At 31.4% G+C, this 23,152-nt stretch carries 17 protein-coding genes, 2 tRNA genes and 2 rRNA genes; 5 read left to right on the top strand and 16 right to left on the bottom strand.

Annotated elements, in window-relative coordinates; all coding sequences use genetic code 11:
• Positions 1-62: 62 nt before the first annotated feature.
• Positions 63-1,355, bottom strand: a complete 1,293-nt coding sequence (locus ACTT90_RS05040) for a nucleotide sugar dehydrogenase (RefSeq protein ID WP_440937730.1) — start codon at positions 1,353-1,355, stop codon at positions 63-65.
• A gap of 22 nt (positions 1,356-1,377) precedes the next feature.
• Here ACTT90_RS05040 and ACTT90_RS05035 point away from each other — a divergent pair, with 22 nt between their 5' ends.
• A complete protein-coding gene (locus tag ACTT90_RS05035; RefSeq protein ID WP_440937729.1) occupies positions 1,378-1,863 on the top strand; it encodes a GNAT family N-acetyltransferase in 486 nt (161 codons plus the stop codon).
• A 7-nt stretch (positions 1,864-1,870) separates the two neighbouring features.
• Here ACTT90_RS05035 and ACTT90_RS05030 read toward each other — a convergent pair whose 3' ends face one another.
• From ACTT90_RS05030 to ACTT90_RS05010, 5 genes are all read right to left on the bottom strand, one after another.
• The gene (locus ACTT90_RS05030) at positions 1,871-2,662 is read right to left on the bottom strand and encodes a phytanoyl-CoA dioxygenase family protein (RefSeq protein ID WP_440937728.1); all 792 of its coding nucleotides are present in this window, start codon (positions 2,660-2,662) and stop codon (positions 1,871-1,873) included.
• Positions 2,663-2,788: 126 nt separating this feature from the next.
• Positions 2,789-5,541 (bottom strand): 23S ribosomal RNA (locus tag ACTT90_RS05025).
• A 133-nt stretch (positions 5,542-5,674) separates the two neighbouring features.
• Positions 5,675-5,750: transfer RNA gene (locus tag ACTT90_RS05020), tRNA-Ala, on the bottom strand.
• Between the two features lie 9 nt (positions 5,751-5,759).
• Positions 5,760-5,836 (bottom strand) — tRNA-Ile (locus ACTT90_RS05015).
• 100 nt (positions 5,837-5,936) lie between these two features.
• A 16S ribosomal RNA gene (locus ACTT90_RS05010) occupies positions 5,937-7,411 on the bottom strand.
• Together the 16S and 23S rRNA genes with 2 tRNA genes alongside form the textbook arrangement of a ribosomal RNA operon.
• 316 nt (positions 7,412-7,727) lie before the next feature.
• On the opposite strand from ACTT90_RS05010, the gene ACTT90_RS05005 reads away from it, so the two are divergent.
• Positions 7,728-9,020 (top strand): M23 family metallopeptidase, encoded by a 1,293-nt coding sequence (locus ACTT90_RS05005; protein WP_440937727.1) that lies wholly within the window; start codon positions 7,728-7,730, stop codon positions 9,018-9,020.
• Positions 9,021-9,035: 15 nt separating this feature from the next.
• Here ACTT90_RS05005 and ACTT90_RS05000 read toward each other — a convergent pair whose 3' ends face one another.
• Genes ACTT90_RS05000 through ACTT90_RS04980 form a run of 5 tightly spaced genes read right to left on the bottom strand, consistent with a single transcriptional unit; the run spans position 9,036 to position 13,691 of the window.
• Complete coding sequence (locus tag ACTT90_RS05000) at positions 9,036-9,440, bottom strand: DUF4167 domain-containing protein (RefSeq protein ID WP_440937726.1); 405 nt, start codon at positions 9,438-9,440, stop codon at positions 9,036-9,038.
• 10 nt (positions 9,441-9,450) lie between these two features.
• A complete protein-coding gene (gene prmC, locus ACTT90_RS04995; RefSeq protein ID WP_440937725.1) occupies positions 9,451-10,293 on the bottom strand; it encodes a peptide chain release factor N(5)-glutamine methyltransferase in 843 nt (280 codons plus the stop codon).
• Positions 10,290-11,360, bottom strand: a complete 1,071-nt coding sequence (gene prfA / locus ACTT90_RS04990) for a peptide chain release factor 1 (RefSeq protein WP_440937724.1) — start codon at positions 11,358-11,360, stop codon at positions 10,290-10,292. Before prfA ends, prmC begins: the two co-directional genes overlap by 4 nt.
• Before the next feature lie 6 nt (positions 11,361-11,366).
• Positions 11,367-12,467 carry a flavodoxin-dependent (E)-4-hydroxy-3-methylbut-2-enyl-diphosphate synthase gene (gene ispG, locus ACTT90_RS04985; RefSeq protein WP_440937723.1) on the bottom strand — a complete coding sequence of 367 codons (1,101 nt, stop codon included), beginning with the start codon at positions 12,465-12,467 and terminating at the stop codon, positions 11,367-11,369.
• A 6-nt stretch (positions 12,468-12,473) separates the two neighbouring features.
• Positions 12,474-13,691 (bottom strand): aspartate kinase, encoded by a 1,218-nt coding sequence (locus tag ACTT90_RS04980; RefSeq protein ID WP_440937722.1) that lies wholly within the window; start codon positions 13,689-13,691, stop codon positions 12,474-12,476.
• A gap of 72 nt (positions 13,692-13,763) precedes the next feature.
• Here ACTT90_RS04980 and ubiG point away from each other — a divergent pair, with 72 nt between their 5' ends.
• Positions 13,764-14,486 (top strand): bifunctional 2-polyprenyl-6-hydroxyphenol methylase/3-demethylubiquinol 3-O-methyltransferase UbiG, encoded by a 723-nt coding sequence (ubiG, locus tag ACTT90_RS04975; RefSeq protein ID WP_440937721.1) that lies wholly within the window; start codon positions 13,764-13,766, stop codon positions 14,484-14,486.
• Here ubiG and ACTT90_RS04970 read toward each other — a convergent pair.
• On the bottom strand, positions 14,483-14,908 hold the full coding sequence (locus ACTT90_RS04970) for a DUF1178 family protein (protein ID WP_440937720.1): 426 nt from the start codon (positions 14,906-14,908) through the stop codon (positions 14,483-14,485). The genes ubiG and ACTT90_RS04970 overlap by 4 nt on opposite strands.
• Positions 14,909-14,948: 40 nt before the next feature.
• Entirely contained in the window at positions 14,949-16,250 is a 1,302-nt protein-coding gene (argJ, locus tag ACTT90_RS04965) for a bifunctional glutamate N-acetyltransferase/amino-acid acetyltransferase ArgJ (RefSeq protein WP_440937719.1), read from the bottom strand.
• A gap of 65 nt (positions 16,251-16,315) precedes the next feature.
• On the opposite strand from argJ, the gene secA reads away from it, so the two are divergent.
• Positions 16,316-18,874: a preprotein translocase subunit SecA gene (gene secA, locus ACTT90_RS04960; protein WP_440937718.1), complete on the top strand. Its 2,559-nt coding sequence runs from the start codon at positions 16,316-16,318 to the stop codon at positions 18,872-18,874.
• Here the strand turns inward: secA and ACTT90_RS04955 are convergent.
• Complete coding sequence (locus tag ACTT90_RS04955) at positions 18,869-19,981, bottom strand: acetyl-CoA carboxylase carboxyltransferase subunit alpha (RefSeq protein ID WP_440937717.1); 1,113 nt, start codon at positions 19,979-19,981, stop codon at positions 18,869-18,871. The genes secA and ACTT90_RS04955 overlap by 6 nt on opposite strands.
• 89 nt (positions 19,982-20,070) lie before the next feature.
• Between ACTT90_RS04955 and ACTT90_RS04950 the strand changes: the two genes are divergently transcribed.
• Positions 20,071-22,233 carry a malate synthase G gene (locus tag ACTT90_RS04950; protein WP_440937716.1) on the top strand — a complete coding sequence of 721 codons (2,163 nt, stop codon included), beginning with the start codon at positions 20,071-20,073 and terminating at the stop codon, positions 22,231-22,233.
• Here the strand turns inward: ACTT90_RS04950 and recR are convergent.
• Together recR and ACTT90_RS04940 are read right to left on the bottom strand one after the other, a co-directional pair.
• Positions 22,220-22,831 carry a recombination mediator RecR gene (recR, locus tag ACTT90_RS04945; RefSeq protein WP_440937715.1) on the bottom strand — a complete coding sequence of 204 codons (612 nt, stop codon included), beginning with the start codon at positions 22,829-22,831 and terminating at the stop codon, positions 22,220-22,222. The two genes, ACTT90_RS04950 and recR, sit on opposite strands and share 14 nt — an antisense overlap.
• 3 nt (positions 22,832-22,834) lie before the next feature.
• Positions 22,835-23,152 (bottom strand): YbaB/EbfC family nucleoid-associated protein, encoded by a 318-nt coding sequence (locus ACTT90_RS04940; protein ID WP_014953728.1) that lies wholly within the window; start codon positions 23,150-23,152, stop codon positions 22,835-22,837.

Raw genomic sequence — 23,152 nt, 5'->3', positions numbered from 1 at the left:
ATAAATAACCTATTTAGATTAAAAAGTAACTTTAAGATTCTATAATATTACAGTTTTTATAATTAGGCTCTTATTACCTTGTTATCAATTGAATAACGACCACGACAATCAATAATCATATTTGAATTTTTGTATATTAAATCATAATTAAATGCATCATGATCTGTCATTAAAATTGTTATATCAAATTTTTTTAAGTTTTTTTTGTTTAGCTTTAAACTTTTTTTACTTAGATCTATTGATCTAGTTTGAATTTTTTTGGTTACATATGGATCAGAAAATTGAAAATTTATTTTTTTTTTATTTAAATATTCTATTAATTTTAAAGAGGCTGACTCTCTTAAATCATCAACATTTTTTTTATAAGAAAGTCCTAAAATTAAAATATTAAAGTTTTTTCTTAAATTTTTATTTTTTTTAATAAAGTTTATTTTAGAAATAATAAATTTTAAAACTTCTAAATTTATTTTTTCTGATAATTTAATAAACTTAGTGTCAATACCAAATTTTTTTGCTCTCCAATGTAAATAATTTGGGTCAATGGGTATGCAGTGTCCACCGATGCCTGGCCCAGGCTCAAAAGCTTGAAAACCGAAAGGTTTCGTTTTAGCAAGCTTTAAAATTTCAAAGATATCTAATCCCATTTTATCTGCAACTAATTTCATTTCATTTACAAAGCCAATATTTACTGATCTATAAATATTTTCCAATAATTTTGAAAATTCTGCCATTTCTAAGCTTTTAGCTGGAACTATATTCTTAAAACTTTTTTTGTAAAAAAATTTTATAATTTCTAAACACTTTTCTGAATATCCTGAAACTACTTTTGGTATTTTGTTTATTGAATTTTCATTAAATCCAGGATTAATTCTTTCTGATGAAAAACCTAAATAAAAATTTTTACCTAAATTAAATTTTTTATCTAGTAAAGATCCTATCATTTCTCTAGTTGTGCCAGGATAGCTAGTACTTTCTAACACTATAGCTTGATAAGGTTTTAAGAAATTTTTTATATTTTTAATTGTAAATTTTAAGTATTCTAAATTTGGTTTATTTTTTTTTAAAGGCGTTGGTACGCAAATAATTATAAAATCACATTTTAAGACATTAGAGAAATCAGAAGTGCAAAAACCTTTTTTTAAAATATAAGCAATTTCTTTACTAGAAATCCTATCAATGTATGATTTTCTTTTATCGATTTGTTCAATTTTTTTTTTATCAATATCAAATCCAATAACCTTAAAGCCCTTTTTTGAAAATAATATTGAAAGAGGTAAGCCCACATATCCTAAACCAATTACACCTATGGTTGCTTGACGTGTAGAGACTAATTTATATAAACTGTTATAATTCATTAAAAATTAACTTTAAGAAATAATGTTAAAACTCTTAAACCTAAAAACATCTCATCTCAACAAAAATTTGGTCAACAATATTCTTAAGTTAAAAGATACTCACTGGAAAAAAGGGCTTGTTTCTCAAAAAGAGTTTTTTGATAAAAATGTAAAAAAAAATGATCATCATTTTTTAATGTACTACAAGCAAGTTTTTGTTGGATATGTATTATTAAGAAAAGAAAAATGTGTATATAAGATGCAAAATATTCAATATTTTCATTTTGACACTTTAATCATAAATAAAAAATATAGAAAATTGAATCTTTCTTCTTTTTTAATGGATTTTATTAAAAATTTTATAAATCATGAAAGAAGTTTTTCCATACTATTTTGTAATAAAAAAGTTGTTAAATATTATGAAAAATTTGGCTGGAAAAAATTAAATGAAAAAAAATTCAAACTCAAAATTACAAAGCCTAAAGAAAAAAAGGTTTTACATATAACGTCGTCAAAAATTACTCTTTAAAACTTTCTTAATATTTTTCTCCATCTGGAGTAACAATTGTTGAAATTCTTTCCCAACTACTTTTTGGAGGAGTAGAATAACAATGCAGCATTTTTTTTATATTTTTATTTAAAGAGTTAATTTTTTCTTCACCTAACATTTTATCAAATAAATAGTAAGGTTTCATCCACCAAGGACCATAATAATTAAAAATACTCCACCTGCTTTTGTGAGTAGGTTCACCTCCTTTATGCCAAAGACCACTATCAAATATTATCATGTTACCTTTTTTTAAATTTAAAATTTTATGTTTATATCGTCCATGTCTTTTAGGTATTTTTGTTATTAGATGTGTTTTGGGAATATAGCAAGTTGCGCCATTTTCTTTAGAAAAATCCTCTAAAGCAATATAAACAATAAAACTTAATCCCTTGCCAAGTCTCTTCCCTCCCAAATATCTAGAGTCCGTATGCCATTCCGCTGTTCTTGCCAGGGATGTCTTTATGTTAGGATGATTGAATTTTCTTCTATTTATGAGGTTGCTATTTATCAGTACGTAGTTTTCATCTAATAACTTTTTTAAAAGATTATCAATTTTTTTAAAATAAACTTGTTTAAAAAAAAAGTCGTCATACTGAAATGGATTATCAATTGCTTGTGCTTCAGTGCTTATTGTGTTGATTTTTTTTTTACTAAGCAGTAATTGAAGTACTTTTTCACATTTTACAATGTACTGATCACACTCCTTTTTTGTAAAAACATTTTCAATTATTGAAAAACCGTTACGATTAATCTCACTAATATGTTTGTTTATGTTCATTTTTATAAAAAAATTTTGATAAAGAAATAGTTAGTAATAATAATAAGAATATTAAAATTTATTTTGGTACCATAGATTAAAATAGTTTTTTAAAATCTAAATTATATAAAAATTTTTTTCAGTGCATAAATCAAGCCAATTGAGCTATTAGTACTGGTCAGCTGCACGCATTACTGCGCTTCCACACCCAGCCTATCAACGTGGTGGTCTACCACGGCTCTATTGGAAGAACTAGTTTTGAGGTGAGTTTCCCGCTTAGATGCTTTCAGCAGTTATCTCGTCCATACTTAGCTACCCGGCACTGCAGCTGGCGCTACAACCGGTCCACCAGTGGTATGTTCAACCCGGTCCTCTCGTACTAGGGTCAACTCCTCTCAATTCTTCTACACGCATAGCAGATAGGGACCGAACTGTCTCACGACGTTCTGAACCCAGCTCACGTACCACTTTAATTGGCGAACAGCCAAACCCTTGGGACCTGCTCCAGCCCCAGGATGTGATGAGCCGACATCGAGGTGCCAAACACTGCCGTCGATATGAGCTCTTGGGCAGTATCAGCCTGTTATCCCCGGCGTACCTTTTATCCGTTGAGCGATGGCCCTTCCACTCAGAACCACCGGATCACTATGACCGTCTTTCGACTCTGCTCGACTTGTCAGTCTCACAGTCAGGCAAGCTTATGCCATTGCACTCTACGAACGATTTCTGACCGTTCTGAGCTTACCTTCGCACGCCTCCGTTACTATTTGGGAGGCGACCGCCCCAGTCAAACTACCCACCATACAATGTCTTGATGCCGGATGACGGCAATCAGTTAGATACCAAGAAAAACAAAAGAGGTATTTCACTGTTGACTCCACAAAAGCTGACGCCTCTGCTTCAATGTCTCCCTCCTATACTAAATATGTTTTTCCTAATACCAATGTAAAGTTGCAGTAAAGGTGCACGGGGTCTTTCCGTCTAACTACGCGAACTCCGCATCTTCACGGAGAATTCAATTTCACTGAGTTGATGTTGGAGACAGCGGAGAAATCGTTACGCCATTCATGCAGGTCGGAACTTACCCGACAAGGAATTTCGCTACCTTAGGACCGTTATAGTTACGGCCGCCGTTTACTGGGGCTTCAGAAATGAGCTTGCACCCATCGCATTAACCTTCCAGCACCGGGCAGGCGTCAGACCCTATACATCCACTTACGTGTTAGCAGAGCCCTGTGTTTTTGATAAACAGTCGCTTCTCCCTGGCTTGTGCCACCCTCTAATAGTTGCCTACTAAAAGGTCTTCCTTATTCCGAAGTTACGGAAGCATTTTGCCGAGTTCCTTCAACATCATTCTCTCAAGCGCCTAAATATACTCTATTAATCCACCTGTGTCGGTTTAGGGTACGGTCTAATGATGGAGCTATTTCTTGGAACCTTTTCGCGGCAAGCTCAATCCACTAAGAACTCACAACTTACAAGATCCGTCACTACCATCTGGTTAAGGAATATTAACCTTATTTCCATCGACTACGGCTTTCGCCCTCGCCTTAGGTGCCGACTAACTCTGCGCGGATTAACCTTGCGCAGAAACCCTTGGATTTTCGGCGAAGAAGTTTTTCACTTCTTTTATCGTTACTTATGTCAGCATTCGCACTTCTGATACCTCCAGGATCTCTCGCGAGTATCCCTTCACAGGCTTACAGAACGTTCCGCTACCGCTTATAAAGTTCGAAAACTTTATAAACCCACAGATTCGGTATATGATTTTAGCCCCGTTACATCTTCGGCGCAGAAACTCTATTAGACCGGTGAGCTGTTACGCTATCTTTAAAGGATGGCTGCTTCTAAGCCAACCTCCCGGCTGTTAAGGAATTTCCACATCCTTTCACACTTAATCATAATTTGGGGACCTTATCTGGTGGTCTGGGCTCTTTCCCTCTCGACCATGGACCTTAGCACCCACAGTCTGTCTGATGAAGAACAATGCTTAGCATTCGGAGTTTTATTAGGTTTGGTAAGAATCTCTTCCCCCTAGCCCATTTAGTGCTCTACCTCTAAGCATCTATTTATTCATCGCACTACCTAAATAGTTTTCGCGGAAAACCAGCTATCTACGAATTTGGTTGGCCTTTCACCCCTTACCACAAGTCATCCAAAGACTTTTCAACGTCAACTGGTTCGGTCCTCCGGTAAGTGTTACCTTACTTTCAACCTGCTCATGGTAAGCTCATTCGTTTTCGGGTCTAATTCATTAAACTTATCGCCCTATTAAGACTTGCTTTCGCTGCGCCTACACCTAGATGGCTTAAGCTTGCTTAATAAATTAAGTCACTGACCCATTATACAAAAGGTACGCCGTCACTCTAAAAAGAGCTTCGACTGATTGTAGGCATGCGGTTTCAGGTTCTATTTCACTCCCCTAATAGGGGTTCTTTTCACCTTTCCCTCACGGTACTAGTTCACTATCGGTCACTGAAGAGTATTTAGGCTTAGAGGGTGGTCCCCCTATATTCGAGCAGGATTTCACGTGTCCCGCTTTACTCAAGAATTTAATTAAACATTACTCATACGGGACTATCACCCTCTATGGTTAGCTTTTCCAAACTATTCAAATTTTTTTAACTAAATTACTGGCCTGTTCCGCGTTCGCTCGCCACTACTAACGGAATCTCAATTGATTTCTATTCCTCTGGTTACTTAGATGTTTCAGTTCTCCAGGTTGTCTCTTTAAACCTATGTATTCAGTTTAAAGTACCACATAAAGTGGTGGGTTTCCCCATTCGGAAATTTTCGGATCAAAACTTACATACAGCTCCCCGAAACTTATCGCAGTATATCACGTCCTTCATCGGCTTTCAGTGCCAAGGCATCCGCCACACGCCCTTAAACGCTTGATTTATGCACAGAAAAAAATTCTGTGTTGAATCAAATTTTTTGTTTGAACATTAACTTGATAACAATTTGTTAATGTTCGGATATAGATATTGATATTATTAAATTTTATTTACAATTTTATATAACTAAGTGTTTTGGTGGAGGATAGCGGGATCGAACCGCTGACCTCCTGAATGCAAATCAGGCGCTCTCCCAGCTGAGCTAATCCCCCTTAATCTTTTGGTGGGCCGAGAAAGACTCGAACTTTCGACCCCACCCTTATCAAGGGTGTGCTCTAACCAACTGAGCTACCGGCCCCCATTCAAGAGAAACACTCACTTTTAAGAAGAGAAACGAGGACGGTCAACATTAGCCTGTATATTATTTAGAATGAAAAAGAGTTTTCATTCATCCTTAGAAAGGAGGTAATCCAGCCGCAGGTTCCCCTACGGCTACCTTGTTACGACTTCACCCCAGTCGCTGACTATACCGTGGTCAAGGGTTTAAAACCTTGCCTTAAGGTAGAACCAACTCCCATGGTGTGACGGGCGGTGTGTACAAGACCCGGGAACGCATTCACCGTGGCACGCTGATCCACGATTACTAGTAATTCCAGCTTCATGCACTCGAGTTGCAGAGTGCAATCCGAACTGAGGTATCTTTTGAGGATTTGCTTGACGTCGCCGTCTCGCTTCCTGTTGTAAATACCATTGTAGCACGTGTGTAGCCCAACACGTAAGGGCCATGAGGACTTGACGTCATCCCCACCTTCCTCCAGCTTATCACTGGCAGTTCTTTCAGAGTGCCCAACTTAATGATGGCAACTAAAAGTGAGGGTTGCGCTCGTTGCGGGACTTAACCCAACATCTCACGACACGAGCTGACGACAGCCATGCAGCACCTGTGTTTCGTCCGGCCGAACCGAAAACTTTAATCTCTTAAAGTCGCGACGAACATGTCAAGTGTTGGTAAGGTTCTGCGCGTATCTTCGAATTAAACCACATGCTCCACTACTTGTGCGGGTCCCCGTCAATTCATTTGAGTTTTAACCTTGCGGTCGTACTCCCCAGGCGGTGTGTTTATTGCTTTCGCTGCGACACTGAAAATTAATTTCCAACGTCTAACACACATCGTTTACGGCATGGACTACGAGGGTATCTAATCCTCTTCGCTACCCATGCTTTCGTTCCTCAGTGTCAGTATTGATCCAGAAAGCTGCCTTCGCATTTGGTATTCTTTCTAATATCTACGAATTTCACCTCTACACTAGAAATTCTGCTTTCCTCTATCAAACTCTAGCTGAAAAGTTTTGATGGCAGTTCCAGAGTTAAGCTCTGGGATTTCACCACCAACTTTTTCAACCACCTACGAACTCTTTAAGCCCAGTAATTCCGAACTACGCTAGGTCCCTTCGTATTACCGCGGCTGCTGGCACGAAGTTAGCCGGACCTTCTTATTCGGGTACAGTCATTTTCTTCCCCGACGAAAGAGCTTTACAACCCAAAGGCCTTCTTCACTCACGCGGCATCGCTGCATCAGAGTTTCCTCCATTGTGCAAGATTCCCCACTGCTGCCTCCCGTAGGAGTTTGGGCCGTGTCTCAGTCCCAATGTGGCTGATCATCCTCTCAAATCAGCTATTGATCACAGTCTTGGTAGGCCATTACCCCACCAACAAACTAATCAAGTGCGGGCTCATCCAATGGTGCATAAAGCTTTCTCCGTAAAGACTTATCCGGTATTAGCACAAGTTTCCTCGTGTTATTCCAGGCCAAAGGGCAGATACCCACATGTTACTCACCCGTCTGCCACTAAGTATTGCTACTTCGTTCGACTTGCATGTGTTAGGCGTGCCGCCAGCGTACGTTCTGAGCCATGATCAAACTCTCAAGTTTAAAAACGGCGCACACTAGCTTCTATACAAATTATAAGAATAAAATTTGTATAAATGTTGAAGTGTGTACGACAAATTTTGGTAACCTTAACCGTCCACACTTCTCTTCTTAAAAAATTAACAATTTTAATAACTATTTGATTTAATAGACATCAAAAATCCCATAAAAAACCTATAAAAATTTGAGTTTTTTTGAGAAAGTTTGATGCTTATATGGGATTTTTAAATGAAATCAAGCATTTAAAAATAAAAAAAAACCTTAAATTCATTGGGTTTTTGTACAATTTTAAAGCAATTTTTTATATATAATTAACTAAATGATCAAGCCATTAATAAGACATATTAGAAAAAAGTATGAATATTTATTAATAGGACTGTTAACAATTTTTACGATAATTTTCACAAGTGTTTACAATTATACTAATAAAGAAAAAAATAATAATCTAAACGAATTAATAAATAACGTTTATTTAAAAAAAACTCTTTACTCATTTTTTTCAACTTTAGAACCAAAATTACTAAAAATAGAACATGAGATATCTGAAGGAGAAAATTTAAAAAAAATACTAATGAATTATTCTTCAGATATTAAAGAAATAGAAACAATTATAAATTTGTTAAAACAAAAAATAAATATTAACTCAATTAAATCGGGAAATTTAATCAAAATTACTAAAGATCAATCTAAAAATAAAATTTTAAATCTGACATACAATAAAACAACAAATGAGAAATTGTACGTAAATAGAAATCTTAACAGTGAAAAATTTTATCTGGAAATTCAAAAAAAAGTTTTGAATAAAAAAATTTTATACAGTGAAAATGTTATATTGAGCAGTTTGTATAAGTCAGCTAAAAATGAAAATATACCAACAAATGTAATAATAGAATTTGCAAGAGTTTATGGTTTTCTGGTTGATTTCCAAAGAGATATAAAGAAAAATGACTATTTCCAATTAATGTATGAAGTATATCAAGATGAAAAACTAAATATAATTGATAAAGGGGAAATACTATTTGCAAATTTAAATTTAAGTGGATTAGATTATCCACTGTATTTTTTTTCTGATCAAAAAGGTAATGGGCATTTCGATGAAAATGGAAAGAGTATAAAAAAAACTTTAATGAAAACACCAATAAATGGTGCGAGACTTTCGTCTCCTTTTGGTATGAGAAAACATCCAATAGATGGTTTTAACAAAATGCATAAAGGAACTGATTTTGCTGCGCCCAAAGGAACACCGATCATGGCTTCAGGTGATGGAATTGTAACAAAATCTGGTTGGTGTGGTGGTGGAGGTAATTGTGTAAAGATTAAACACAACTCAACCTATCAAACCATATATGCTCATATGTCAAAATTTGCTAACGGTATTAAGAAGGGCGTGAGAGTAAAACAAGGTCAGACTATAGGTTTTGTTGGGTCTACTGGAAAATCTACAGGTCCTCATCTTCATTACGAAGTTATTGTAAATGGAAAAAAAGTAAATTCTCAAACATTGAAATTACCATCTGGCAAAACACTTAAAGATGAAGCTAGAAAAGAATTTGAAACTCAAAAAATTAAACTTGATGTTTTGAAATCTGAAATAATTATGGGTTTAAGATAATTAACCTTCTTTAATTTAAACCTTTTGACCAGAAATATCTGTATCTTGAGAGGTTTCTGTAATTTTATTTTCAACATCAAAATTTCCTAATTGTAAATCTGTATTTTCTATATTTTTTTCTTGTTTTACTTTTTTTAGTAACTCGTTTTCATTCATTATTCTCTTAAAATGATCTGCATGTTGGAAATAATTCTCTGACAAAATTTTATCCCCTGAAGACAAAGCTTCTCTCGCTAAATTACTATATTTTTCAAAAAGTTTAGAGGCATTCTGAGAATTTCTTAGATTATTTTTTCTTTGAAAAACCTCTTTGCCTCCAAAATTATTTGAAAGCTTATTTTTTTCTAAATTATTCGATTTGAAATTTCTTTCATTTCTTCTAAAATTGTTTCTTCTATTATTATTTCTGAATGTGACCATGTATTTTCAATTAAATTTTGATACTAACTATGCATCTATTTTGTTTTCTTAAATCTTTAATAACTTTTTGAATATAAAATTCATTATTTTTTAATATTTCACAAACTTTAGTCTTTTGATTATGTCCAATTTCTAAAACTAATTTTCCACCTTTTTTCAATAGTTTAGAAGATTTTTTAACTACTTTTCTAATTTCAATTGCCCCATCATTTCCTCCATTGAGAGCATATTTTGGTTCATAATCGACAACATCCTTCATTAAGTTGTTTAAATCTGATCTACAAATATATGGAGGATTTGATACTATTAGATCATATTTTCCAATATCAAATTTGTCAATATCTGATTTATATAATTTTAATCTACTATTCAAGCACAATCTTTTTGAATTAATTTTACAAACCTCTAAAGCTTTTTGACTGATATCTATTCCGACAGCTTTTAAATGTTTAATTTCATTAAGTATTGATAAAACTATACATCCAGAGCCAACTCCAATTTCCAAAAAATTATAAATTTTCTTTGCTCTTACAATGCTTAGAACTTCCTCAATTATTATCTCCGTATCAGGTCTTGGAATAAGCACTCTATTATCTACATAAAACTCACTTTTCCAAAAATCTTTACTTTTTATTAAATAAGCTAATGGCGTGTGAGTGCTTCTTTTTTGAATTAAAGAAATATATTTTAAGTAATCATTTTTTTTTATTTCTAAATTTTGATTTAAAATAATAAATTCCCTTTTTTTATCAAGTATTTTACCTATTAAAATTTCTGAGTCTAAAAAAAAACTGGGGATTTTATTTTTTTTTAAAATATTTGCGCCTTTAGTGATTGCTTCTAATAACTTCATAGCTTGCTTAAACTTTCTTCTTGAGCTTGTAATGTTAATGTTTCAATCATTTCGTCAAAAGCCTCCCCTTCTAAAAATTCCTCTAATTTATGTAAAGTTAAATTTATTCTATGATCTGTTACTCTTCCTTGTGGAAAATTATAAGTTCTAATTCTCTCAGATCTATCACCTGTTCCTATCTTAGTTTTTCTATCTTTAGATCTCTCTTGATCTATTCTTGATCTTTCCAATTCATAAATTCTGGATCTTAAAATTTTCATTCCTTTAGCTTTGTTTTTATGTTGAGATTTTTCATCTTGTTGAGAAACGGAAATTCCAGTAGGAATATGAGTAATCCTTACTGCACTGTCAGTTGTATTAACTGATTGCCCTCCTGGACCACCTGCTCTAAAGACATCAATTCTAAGATCAGAGTCATTAATCTTTACATCTACCTCTTCTGCTTCAGGCAATACAGCTACGGTAGCAGCTGAAGTATGAACTCTTCCTTGAGTTTCTGTATCTGGAACTCTTTGAACTCTATGAACACCACTTTCATACTTTAATGTCGAGTAGATATTGCTACCTCTTATTGACGCTATCACTTCTTTTAAACCGCCAGCTTCACTCTTTGAAATTGATATTAATTCTAAACTCCATTTTTTTTTATTACTTACTTTCTCATACATCTTGAAAAGATCTCCAGCAAACAAACTTGCTTCTAATCCTCCTGTACCTGCTCTTATTTCAATTATCGCATTTTTTTTATCAGCCTCATCCTTAGGTAACAAAAAGAATTTTAATTTTTTTTCATATTTCTCATAATTTAATTGTAATTCATTTAATTCTTGTTCAGCCATAGATTTGATTTCATTGTCACTTTCTTTATCATTTATAATTTTTTCTAAATCCATTTTTTCATTTTCAAAAGATATATAACTTTTTGCATCATCGATTATTTCATTTAAATCAGAATATTCCTTTGATTTTTCAGCAAACAATTTTTTATCAAGATTGCTTGAGGATAGCTCTTTTTCTAAATTAGAATGTTTAGAGATTAAATCATCAATATTTTTTTTTGGTATCATGTGTGTTTATTTTTTATTTCTGATCTCTAAAGCTTTTTCTTCAACTTTATCTATAACTTTAGATATGATATCTTCTGAAAGAATTTTTTCTGATTGAACACCAGATAAATAAAGCATGTTATTACCTTTTCCACCACCTGTTATCCCAACATCTGTCATGGCAGCTTCTCCAGGTCCATTCACAACACAGCCTATAACTGATAATGTTACTGGCTCTTTGATATGTGATAATTTTTCCTCTAAAATCTTAACTGTATCGATGACTTTAAAGGCTTGTCTAGCACATGACGGACAAGAGATTATTTTAACTCCTCTATTTCTTAAATTTAAAGATTTTAAAATTTCATTACCAATTTTAACCTCTTCTACTGGATCATCTGATAATGACACCCTGATAGTGTCACCAATTCCGGCTAATAATAATTTACCCATCCCTATAGAAGATTTAATACTTCCTGACACAAAGCCACCTGCTTCAGTAATACCTAAATGTAAAGGATATTCAGTCTTTTCCGATAGTTGCTCATAAGCTGCTACAGATAAAAAAACGTCTGATGATTTTACACTTATCTTTAAGTTATTAAAATTTTGATCTTCTAATATCTTTACATTTCTTAGAGCACTTTCTACAAGTGCTTCAGGACATGGTTCTTTATATTTTTCTAAGATATCTTTTTCTAAAGAACCAGCATTAACTCCGACTCGAATAGAACAATTATTTGCAACTGCAGCACTTATAACATCCTTAATCTTTTTTTCATCTCCAATATTGCCAGGATTAATTCGTAAACAATCTGCTCCATTTTCTGCTGCTTCAATTGCTCTTTGGTAATGAAAATGAATATCTGCCACAAGAGGTATTTCAATTTCTTTTTTGATAATTTTTAATGCATCTGTTGATTCTTTATCTGGACAAGAAACTCTAACTATATCAGCGCCTGCTTCTTGTATTTTATGAATTTGTTTTATTGTAGAACTTGGATCAGAAGTCAATGTGTTTGTCATCGTTTGAACTGAGATTGGATTTTCACCACCAATCTTAACATTGCCAACACTAATAATTTTGGTTTTTCTTCTTTTTATTTCTCTGAATGGTCGAATATTCATTAAAGATTAATCTAAGTTAAATTCTTTATGCAAACAAGCAACTGCTTTTTTTACATCTTTGTTGGAAATTAATACTGATATTTTGATTTCAGAAGTAGAAATGACCATAATATTAATTTTTTTTTGAGCTAATGATTTAAACATTCTATATGTTATGCCAGGCGTTGTAATCATTCCAACACCAATGATTGATATTTTTGATAAGTTTTTATCAAATGCTAATTTTTTAAATTGAATCTTTTTATTATTCTTAATTAATTTTTCTGATTTTTTTAAATCATCAGCTTTGATGGTGAATGTAATATCAGTTTCTTTCTTATTTAATGAAATATTTTGTACAACCATATCTACATTGACTGAGTTATCAGATAATGGTTTAAATATTGCTGCAGCAACACCTGGTTTGTCCTTTACACCAACAATCGTTATTTTGGCATCATCTTTTGTAGAGGAAATGCCAGTTATTATCTGATCACTAAATGATTTTTTACTCCCAGTTATTAATGTTCCATTTTTTTTAACAAAAGAAGATTTTACTGTTATGTCAATTTTATTTAATTTAGCATCTTGTACAGAAGTTGGTTGCATAACTTTTGAACCTAACGAAGACATTTCCAGCATCTCATCATAAAAAATTTTTTTTATTTTTTTTGCCTTCTTATGCATTCTTGGATCTGTAGTATAAACACCATCTACATCTGTATAAATTATACATTCGTCTGCATTTAAAAATTTTGCTAACATTATTGCTGATGCATCAGAACCACTTCTGCCTATTGTTGTTATTCTAAAATTTGAGTTAATTCCTTGGAAACCAGCAACTATTGGAATACCACCTTCATTCATATAATTTTTTATATCTTTAGTCTTAATATTTGAAATTCTTGCATTTGAATGATTTCCTTCTGTTAAAATTGGAAGTTGCCATGATAACCACGATCTTGAATTATGTCCTAACGATTTTAGATTACCCGCAATCAATGCACAAGCAGCCTGTTCTCCAGTTGATAATAAAGCATCATATTCAGCACTGTCAAAATTATTACTAATAGATTTTGTTTTTTTTATTAACTCATTAGTCACACCACTCATGGCTGAAGATATAACAGCTACTTTGGTATTTTTAGACTTGTGAGATAATATTATTTTACTAACAATTTTAATCCTTTCAATAGAACCTACAGAAGTTCCACCAAATTTAAGGACTATTGTTTTCGATCTCATTGATAACTATAATTTTAATTAAAATAATTTGATAAAATACATCTAATCAATTATGTCAACAATTTAAAATATATGACAACTGTAAATAAAAAAGAAATAGAAAAATTTTCTAGGATGGCTGAAGAATGGTGGGATGTTGATGGAAAATTTAAACCTTTGCATAAGTTTAATCCAATAAGAATTAAATATATCAAAGAAAGTGTAATTGAAAATTTTAAATTACAAAAAAATGAAAAACTTCCATTAAATGGAATTAATTTATTAGATATTGGATGTGGAGGAGGATTATTATCAGAACCAATGTGTAGATTGGGAGCGACAGTTACAGGTATTGATGCTTCTGCAAAAAATATAGAAATTTCAAAAATTCATGCAAAAAAGAATAATTTGAATATAAATTATATTTGTACATCGCCTGAAAAAATTCAAAAAGAAAAATTTGATGTAATCTTAAACATGGAGATTGTTGAACATGTTGAAAACGTAGATTTATTTTTAAATTCTTCCTCAAATCTTTTGAAAAAAGATGGTCTTATGTTTGTGGCTACTATTAATAAAACATTAAAATCTTATTTATTTGCAATTATTGGAGCAGAATACATTTTAAGATGGCTTCCTATTGGAACACACGAATGGGAAAAATTTATAAAACCAAATGATCTTAAAAATATTCTGTCTAAATTTGATATGACAATGATAAAAACTGATGGGGTTAAATTTAATCCTATTTTAGACAAATGGAGTTTAAGTAAAGATACATCTATTAACTATATTTCAAAATTTATTAAAAATTAATTTTCTTTATCCTCAAACCAAGGTAATGCCTGTGTTTCAATTCCCTCTTCAGATAAATCTTTGATATCTTGATTAGAAGCTTTTCCATAAATTCCTTTTTTTCTTTTTTTACCTTCATAATGAATCGATCTTGCTTCATAAACAAAGTTATCACCCACATAATCTAAATTTTTTTCAACAAATTTTTTGTATTCATTTAATTTATTTTTTATCTCTAAAATTTTTTTATTTTCTTGAGTATCAATTTTATTATTTTTTGAAAATAAATTTGGTGCCATCAAAGATTTCTCTACTTTTAAAGATCCACACTTTATGCATGACAATAATTTTTTAGTTTTTAATCTTTCATATTCATTAGATGAAGCAAACCAACTATCAAAATCAATTTTACATTTTTTACAGTTTAGTTGATATTTAATCATAATGATTAGTTAATTATATATTATTTATTTTCAAGATAGATTAACTTCTGTAATCTGCATTAATCTCAATATATTTTTTTGTTAAATCCATTGTATATGTTGTAAATTTTTTTTTTCCTGTTGAAATATCCACATCAATATCAATTGCATAATTTTTCATATATTCCTTTACAGTATTTTCCTCATATTTTTCATTTAATTTTCCATTGATAATTATTTTCTCATCTCCAAATCTTAAAGACAATTTTGATAAATCTAAATCAACACCAGATTTTCCAATTGCCATAATAATTCTTCCCCAATTAGGATCTTCTCCGGCTATTGCTGTTTTTACTAAAGCTGAGTTTGCAATTGAAAAACCAATTTTTTTTGCATCAGTTTCTGAAGAGCAATTATTAACATTGATAGTTACAAACTTTGAAGCTCCCTCACCATCAGCAACTACTCTTTTGGCTAAATTTAACAAAACTTCATTCAAGCTTTGATCAAACTCTTCTAATTTTTTATCATTTATGTTGGCAATTTTTTTATTGGGTGCCTTATTAGTTGAAAATATTGTTACCATATCGTTTGTGCTTGTGTCTCCATCACAACTAATTGCGTTAAATGTATTAGAAATATTCTTCGTTAAAAGTTTTTTTAAAATTTCATTAGAAATTTTTGCGTCTGTAAAAATATAACACAAGGTTGTAGCCATATTTGGTTGTATCATTCCTGAACCTTTTGCGATTCCATAAATTTTTACTTTTGTGCTACCTATGTCGCACTCAGCCATTGCTAACTTGGGTTTTGTGTCTGTGGTCATTATGCCCAATGCTGCTTTTGTCCAAATATATTTATTTTGTGTATATTTTATTTGATTTATTAAATCAGGAATTTTCTTTTTTATTTTCTCAAATGGATAAGGCTCTCCTATAGTTCCTGTACAGCCAAATAAAATTTGATTTGGATTAATATGGTCTGGGTTATTGTCATCATCCTTCTGTTTTTGACTAAGTTCTGAAGAAATGATTTCAGCTAATTTTTGCATACTTTGATAGCCTTTAGCACCAGTAAAGGCATTAGCGTTTCTTGTATTAACTAAAAGTGAAAATATTTTTTCATTTTTTTGATCTATATTCCATTTGATATTTTCAGACACAATTTTAGACTGCGTATATACAGATGCATGATTAGCGCCATCTCTAAAATAAAACATCACTAAATCATCTCGAGAAGTATTGTATAAATTTGCAGAAACTGAAGAAATTGCTACGCCATCAATATGATCTAGGTTTTGATAATCACCCATCTTTGACTTGTTTTTTTGAGAGGTAAATAGATTTTTAAAATTAATTCCCATTGTATTTAAATTATAAATTTAATAATTATATTAAAGTTAATAATTAATTATTAAATCAAAAACTAATGCTTAATCCTCTTAAAATTGTATCAAAACTCTTTAAATCTGGGAATCAAAAAGAATTAGATAGAATTTCAATTATAGTAGATAAAGTAAACGAACTTGAAGAGGAAATAAGTAAATTAAGAGATGAAGAATTTCCAAAAAAGACTGAAGAATTAAAAAATAAGATAAAAGATGGTCATGATTTAAATAAAATATTACCTGAAGCTTTTGCATTAGTTAGAGAAGCTTCTAAGAGAACTCGAAATGAAAGACATTATGATGTTCAAATTATTGGTGGTGTTGTTCTTCATGAAGGTAAAATTTCAGAGATGAGAACAGGTGAGGGAAAGACTCTCACAATTACACTTGCTGCTTATTTAAATGCTCTAAGTGGAAAAGGTGTTCATATTGTTACTGTAAATGACTATTTAGCAAAAAGAGATTCGATTGAAATGGGTTTAGTATATAACTTTTTGGGTATTACCTCAGGTTATATCAATAATGACCAAGATGATTTTGAAAGAAAGAAAAATTATAATTGCGATATAACTTATGCAACTAACAGTGAGCTTGGCTTTGATTATCTAAGAGATAACATGAAATTCTCAACTGAAGAAATGGTTCAAAGAGAGCACAGCTTTGCAATAGTTGATGAAATTGACTCTTGTTTAATTGATGAAGCAAGAACTCCTCTTATCATATCTGGTGCGGCTGAAGACAGGACAAGCCAATATCTTGCTATAGATAGTTTGGTTAAACAATTAAAAAAAGAGGATTATGATATTGATGAGAAAGACAAAAACATATTGTTAACAAATACTGGTATCACTAATGTAGAAAAATTATTTTCTGATGCTGGAATATTAAAAAATAATAATTTTTATGACCCAGCCAATTTAACATTGGTTCATCATGTTAATCAGGCTTTAAGAGCCAACCATTTATTTGAAAAAGGAAAAGACTATATTGTTAAAGATGGAACTTTAAAAATCATTGATGAATTAACGGGTAGAATCTTAGAAGGCAGAAGATATGGTGATGGATTACACCAGGCTCTAGAGGCTAAAGAGAGAATTGAAATTCAAGTAGAAAATCAAACTTTGGCATCAATTACATATCAAAATTATTTTAGACTTTATAAAAAAATAGCTGGTTGCACAGGAACTGCTGCAACTGAAGCTCAAGAGTTTTTTGAAATTTATGAACTTAATGTTGTTGTTATACCAACAAACAAGCCAATGATCAGAAAAGATTATAATGATCAAATATTTAGAACTGAAAAAGAAAAAAATATTGCAATCATAAATCAAATCAAAGAATGTTATGAAAATGGTCAACCACAGTTAGTTTTTACTTCCAGTATTAATAAGTCAGAAATTTATTCAGAATTATTAAAAAAAGAAAACATCAAACATGTAGTTTTGAATGCTAAAAATCATGCGAATGAAGCAGAAATAATCGCGAATGCCGGAAAAGAAAAATCAGTAATTATAACAACAAGTATATCTGGTAGAGGTGTTGATATTCAATTAGGTGGAAAAAAAGATTCTAATCAAGATCAAAGTTTAGATACAGAAAAAGAGAAAATTAAGAAACTTGGAGGGTTATTTGTTATCGGAACAGAAAGGATGGAATCTCGAAGAGTTGATAATCAGGCCAGAGGAAGATCAGGTAGACAAGGAGACGAAGGATGTTCTGTTTTTTTTGTAAGTTTAGAAGATGATTTAATGAGAATTTTTGGTTCGGAGTCTATGAATAATATTTTAGAAAAACTTGGCTTGAAAGATGGAGAAAGTATTGATCATCCGTGGATTAATAAAGCGTTAGAGAGAGCTCAACAAAAAGTAGAGGCAAGGAATTTTGATATAAGAAAAACTCTTATTAAATTTGATAATGTATTAAATGATCAAAGGCATGTGATTTTTTCACAAAGAAAAAATGCTATGAATTCAGATAATATTTTTGAATATTCAAATGAATTTTTAAATGAAATTATTAGCGAATGTATAAGACTAAAATTCAAGAAAAAAACAGATATAAAAAATTTAGAATTTGAAAATAAGATAAAAGGTTTATTAGGAAAAAATATAAATGAAGAAAAACTAAAGGAGATCTCAATAAAATCAGATGAAGAATTAAAGAAAGAGATTACTAATCAATTTAATTTATCCAGAGAAGATCGAATTAAAGAAATTGGAGAAGATCAAGCAAAAGAAATTGAAAAAAGAATTTTTTTACAATCTATTGATGTTAATTGGAAATCACACATCCAGTATCTTGAACAACTTAGACAAGTAATTGGACTTAGATCATACGGTCAAAGAGACCCATTGGTTGAATACAAAAAAGAAGCATTTGAATTATTTGAGGCATTACTAGATAAACTCAAGGTAGATTTTGTAACTGTGCTTTTGAATTTAAAAGTCATAAAACAAGTTCAAGAAAAAACAAATTTAGCTCAAAATGTTTCTAATGATCCAAAATGTTTGCTACTACTAAAAAAAGGAGAAAAAATTTCACGAAATGATAGATGCGAAGCTACAGGAAAAAAGTTTAAAAATTGTTGTGGTGCTTTATAAAATATAAGCTAGGGTTGCTAAAATCGATATAACTACTACGCCTAAGATAATTTGTTGTTTTTTCGAATTTTTAAAATTTGAAATCACTGACTCCAAGTTTTTATCAGTTTTATTTAAACTGCTTAATTCACTAACATCGCTCATGAATCCTTTTTCTCTACCAATTTTTAAAAATTTGGATTTTCTGTGATCCAAAATTTGCTCTGGTGACATTTCACTAAAAAAACTTAGATTTGTTTTGATACTTTCAGAAACGCTTTCTAAAATTTTATCCTTATCTCTGTGTGCTCCTCCAATGGGTTCTGGGATTATCTCATCTATGACTTTTAATTCTAATAAATCTCCTGCAGATAATTTCATTGCTTTTGCAGCATCCAACATTTTTTTTGGGTCTCTCCACAAAATTGTTGCACACCCTTCAGGTGAAATAACTGAGTAAATCGCATTTTCTAACATTACAACTTTACTTGAAGATGCTAGCGCGATAGCACCACCAGATCCTCCTTCTCCAATTACAATTGAAATAGTTGGCACAGTTAACTTCATACAACATTCAATTGATTTGGCGATAGCTTCTGCTTGTCCTCTTTCTTCAGCTCCAACCCCAGGATAAGCACCTGGTGTATCAATGAATGAAATTATAGGAATATTAAATCTATTTGCTAGCTCCATAAGTCTAATAGTTTTTCTATATCCCTCTGGACGCATCATTCCAAAATTTCTCTCTATTCTACTTTCTAAGTTCTCCCCTTTTTCTTGACCTATAACTAAAACTGAGATTCCATTAAACTTTGCAAAACCTGTTAGTACTGATTTATCTTCTCCATAGTATCTATCTCCTGATAAAGGTATAAAATCCTCGAATAAATTATCGATAAAATATTTTGACTTAGGTCGATCTTCATGACGCGCAACTAAAGTTGTTTGCCATGGATCTAAATTTGAGTAAATTTCTTTTAATTTTGAATTTAATTCATTTTGAGTATCAGCAATTTTAGAAGTGTCTACTTGTGATATACCGTTTTCTTTGTTGTATGGATCTTTAAGTTTATCCAATTCTGCTTCTAAATTTTTTATATCTGTTTCAAAACTTAAATAATTTTTCATGAATTATGTGAATATAGTCACATAATATCAAAAAAAGGCAACAAAATGATTGAATTAGCAAATTCTCATCTTATATCACCTCTAGCGCAATGACTAATACATACAAAAATATTGGAAATTTAAAAGTTTCAGAAATTTTAGCTGATTTTGTAAATAAAGAGCTTTTAGAAGGAACAAATCTTAAGCCTGAAAAATTTTGGGAAGGTTTTGATAAAGTCATACATGAGTTGGCACCCAAGAATAAAGAGCTTATTAATATTAGAGAAGATATTCAAAATAAAATTAATGACTGGCATAAAGCAAATAAGGGAAATGAAATAAATTTAGAAAATTATAAAAAGTTTCTTAAAGATATAGGGTACTTAAAAGAAGAAGGGCCTGATTTTAAAATTGAAACCAAAAATGTTGATAAAGAAATCACATCTGTAGCTGGACCTCAACTTGTTGTTCCAATAATGAACGCAAGATATGCCCTAAATGCTGCAAACGCTCGATGGATGAGTTTATATGATTCTTTGTATGGAACTGATGTAATTGAAGAATCTGAAGATAGTACATCACAAAGATATGACCCTGAAAGAGGAGAACTTGTAATTAAATATGGAAGAGAATTTTTAGATAAATATTTTCCTTTAAACGATTTTAGTTGGAAAAAAATTACTGGTACAGCAATTCAAGATGGTGAATTGAAAGTTTTAAAAGGTATTGATGTTACAACATTAAAAGAAACAAATAAGTTTATAGGTCACCGTGGAGAAGCAGACAACCCTTCTGCAATAATTCTAAAAAATAATAACCTTCATATTGAGATATTAAAAAATCCAAGAGCATTTAGTGCGCAACAGGATCATGCTGGTATAAGTGATATCATTTTGGAGTCTGCTATTTCTACTATCTGTGATAACGAAGATAGTGTTGCTGCAGTTGATGCTGAAGATAAAGTTCTTTGTTATAGAAATTGGTTGGGTTTAATGAAGGGTGATCTAGTTAGTCGGTTTGAGAAAGAAGGTAAAACATTAGAGAGAAAATTAAACCCAAACAGAAGTTATATTTCAAAAGATGGTAAAGGATTAAAACTTCATGGAAGAAGTTTGTTGCTAATAAGAAATGTTGGACATTTAATGACTAATCCATCAATTTTATTAAAAGATGGAAGTGAAATTCCAGAAGGCTTAATGGATGCATTCGTTACTACAGCTGCAGCTCTTCATGATTTTAAAAGAAAAGGTAATTCTAGAACTGGTTCAATTTATATTGTTAAACCAAAAATGCATGGACCAGATGAGACTGCTTTTACAGATGAAATTTTCACAAAAGTTGAAGAAGTGCTAGGTCTAGAAAAGTATACTTGTAAAATCGGAATTATGGATGAAGAAAGACGAACTTCATCAAATCTTAAAGAGTGTATCAGATCTTTAAAAAATAGAGTCTTCTTTATTAATACCGGTTTCTTAGACCGTACAGGTGATGAAATGCACACATCTATGGAGGCTGGTCCAATGATTAAAAAAGGTGACATGAAATCTTCTAAATGGATACAAGCTTATGAGAATAATAATGTTGATATTGGATTGTCGTGTGGATTTTCTGGTAAAGCACAAATAGGAAAAGGTATGTGGGCAATGCCAGATAAGATGAAAGATATGCTAGAACAAAAAACTGGTCATCTTAAAGCAGGAGCAAATTGTGCATGGGTTCCTTCGCCTACGGCTGCATCAATTCATGCTCTTCATTATCATGAGATTGATATATTTAATGTTCAAAAAGAATTAACAAAAAGACAAAAAGCTAAACTTGATGATTTATTGACAATTCCAGTTGCTGATAGACCGAACTGGTCTGTAGATGAAATAAATCAGGAAATTTCCAATTCTGCTCAAACACTGTTGGGTTATGTAGTAAGATGGGTCGATCAAGGTGTTGGATGTTCAAAAGTTCCTGACATAAATAATATTGGTTTAATGGAAGATAGAGCAACATTAAGAATTTCTTCACAACACATTGCAAACTGGATACATCACGGAGTAACCACAAAAATTCAAGTTACAGAAATAATGAAAGAAATGGCAAAAGTAGTTGATGAACAAAACAAAAACGATCCTAAGTATATTAAAATGAGTGAAAATTTTGACAATTCTATTGCCTTTAAAACTGCTTGTGATTTAATTTTTAAGGGCACTAAACAACCTTCAGGTTATACAGAACCCTTATTGCATCAAAATAGATTAGAAATTAAATCTAATCTGAACTAGTTTTTAAATCTGATCTGTATTTAAAAGCAGAATACAAAGTTCCATCATCTAAACTTTCTATCTCACCACCAACTGGTAATCCCTGTGCCAATTTTGTTATTTTTGCTGAAGTATTTTTCAAACTGTCTTGAATGTAATATGCTGTTGTTTGACCTTCAACAGTTGCACTAGTTGCAATAATTACCTCTTCAATTTTTTCTTTTTTTACTCTCTCAACTAATGAGTTTATTAATAAATCTTCTTTGTTTACACCTGCTGAAGAGATCGTTCCTCCAAGAATATGAAAATAACCTTTAAAAATGCTTGAATTTTCAATTGACCATTTATCAGCGATGTCTTCTACGACACAAATTTTATTAAATTTCTCTTTAAGATTTTCACAATTTAAACAACCTGTAATGTTTGATTTTAAAGATCCACATGACTGACATCTAGTTACATTTTTATAGACCTGTGCAAGAGTGTTTGCCATAGGTTTTACCAGTTCATCTTTATTATTTATAAGTTTTAAAACAATTCTTTTTGCAGATTTTGGTCCTAATCCTGGTAATTTTGAAATTACTCTAATTAACTCTTCTATCTCATTAATATTTTGCATCTACTATAAAGGCCACTTAAATCCGGGAATATTAAAACCACCAGCTGCTTTGGAAATCTCTTCGTTCGTTTTTGATTTTAATTCAGATTTCGCATTGTTATGAGCTGCTACAATTAAATCTTCTATAATACCTTTATCTTCTTTCAAAATTTCATCTGATATTTCAATTTTACACATTTCACCTTCGCCATCTAAAATTACTTTAACTGCATTGGATCCTGAGAAACCCTCAACTTTTATATTTTTAATTTTCTCTTGGCTTTCTTTCATTTTTGCTTCTAGTTCTTTAGCTTTGTCTAGTATCTTTGTAAAATCTGTCAT

The organism is Candidatus Pelagibacter sp. (genome assembly GCF_052049935.1).
Taxonomy (GTDB): Bacteria; Pseudomonadota; Alphaproteobacteria; order Pelagibacterales; family Pelagibacteraceae; genus Pelagibacter.
Note: the sequence above shows the minus strand (reverse complement) of the source record. Positions and strands in the feature narration are given on the sequence as shown.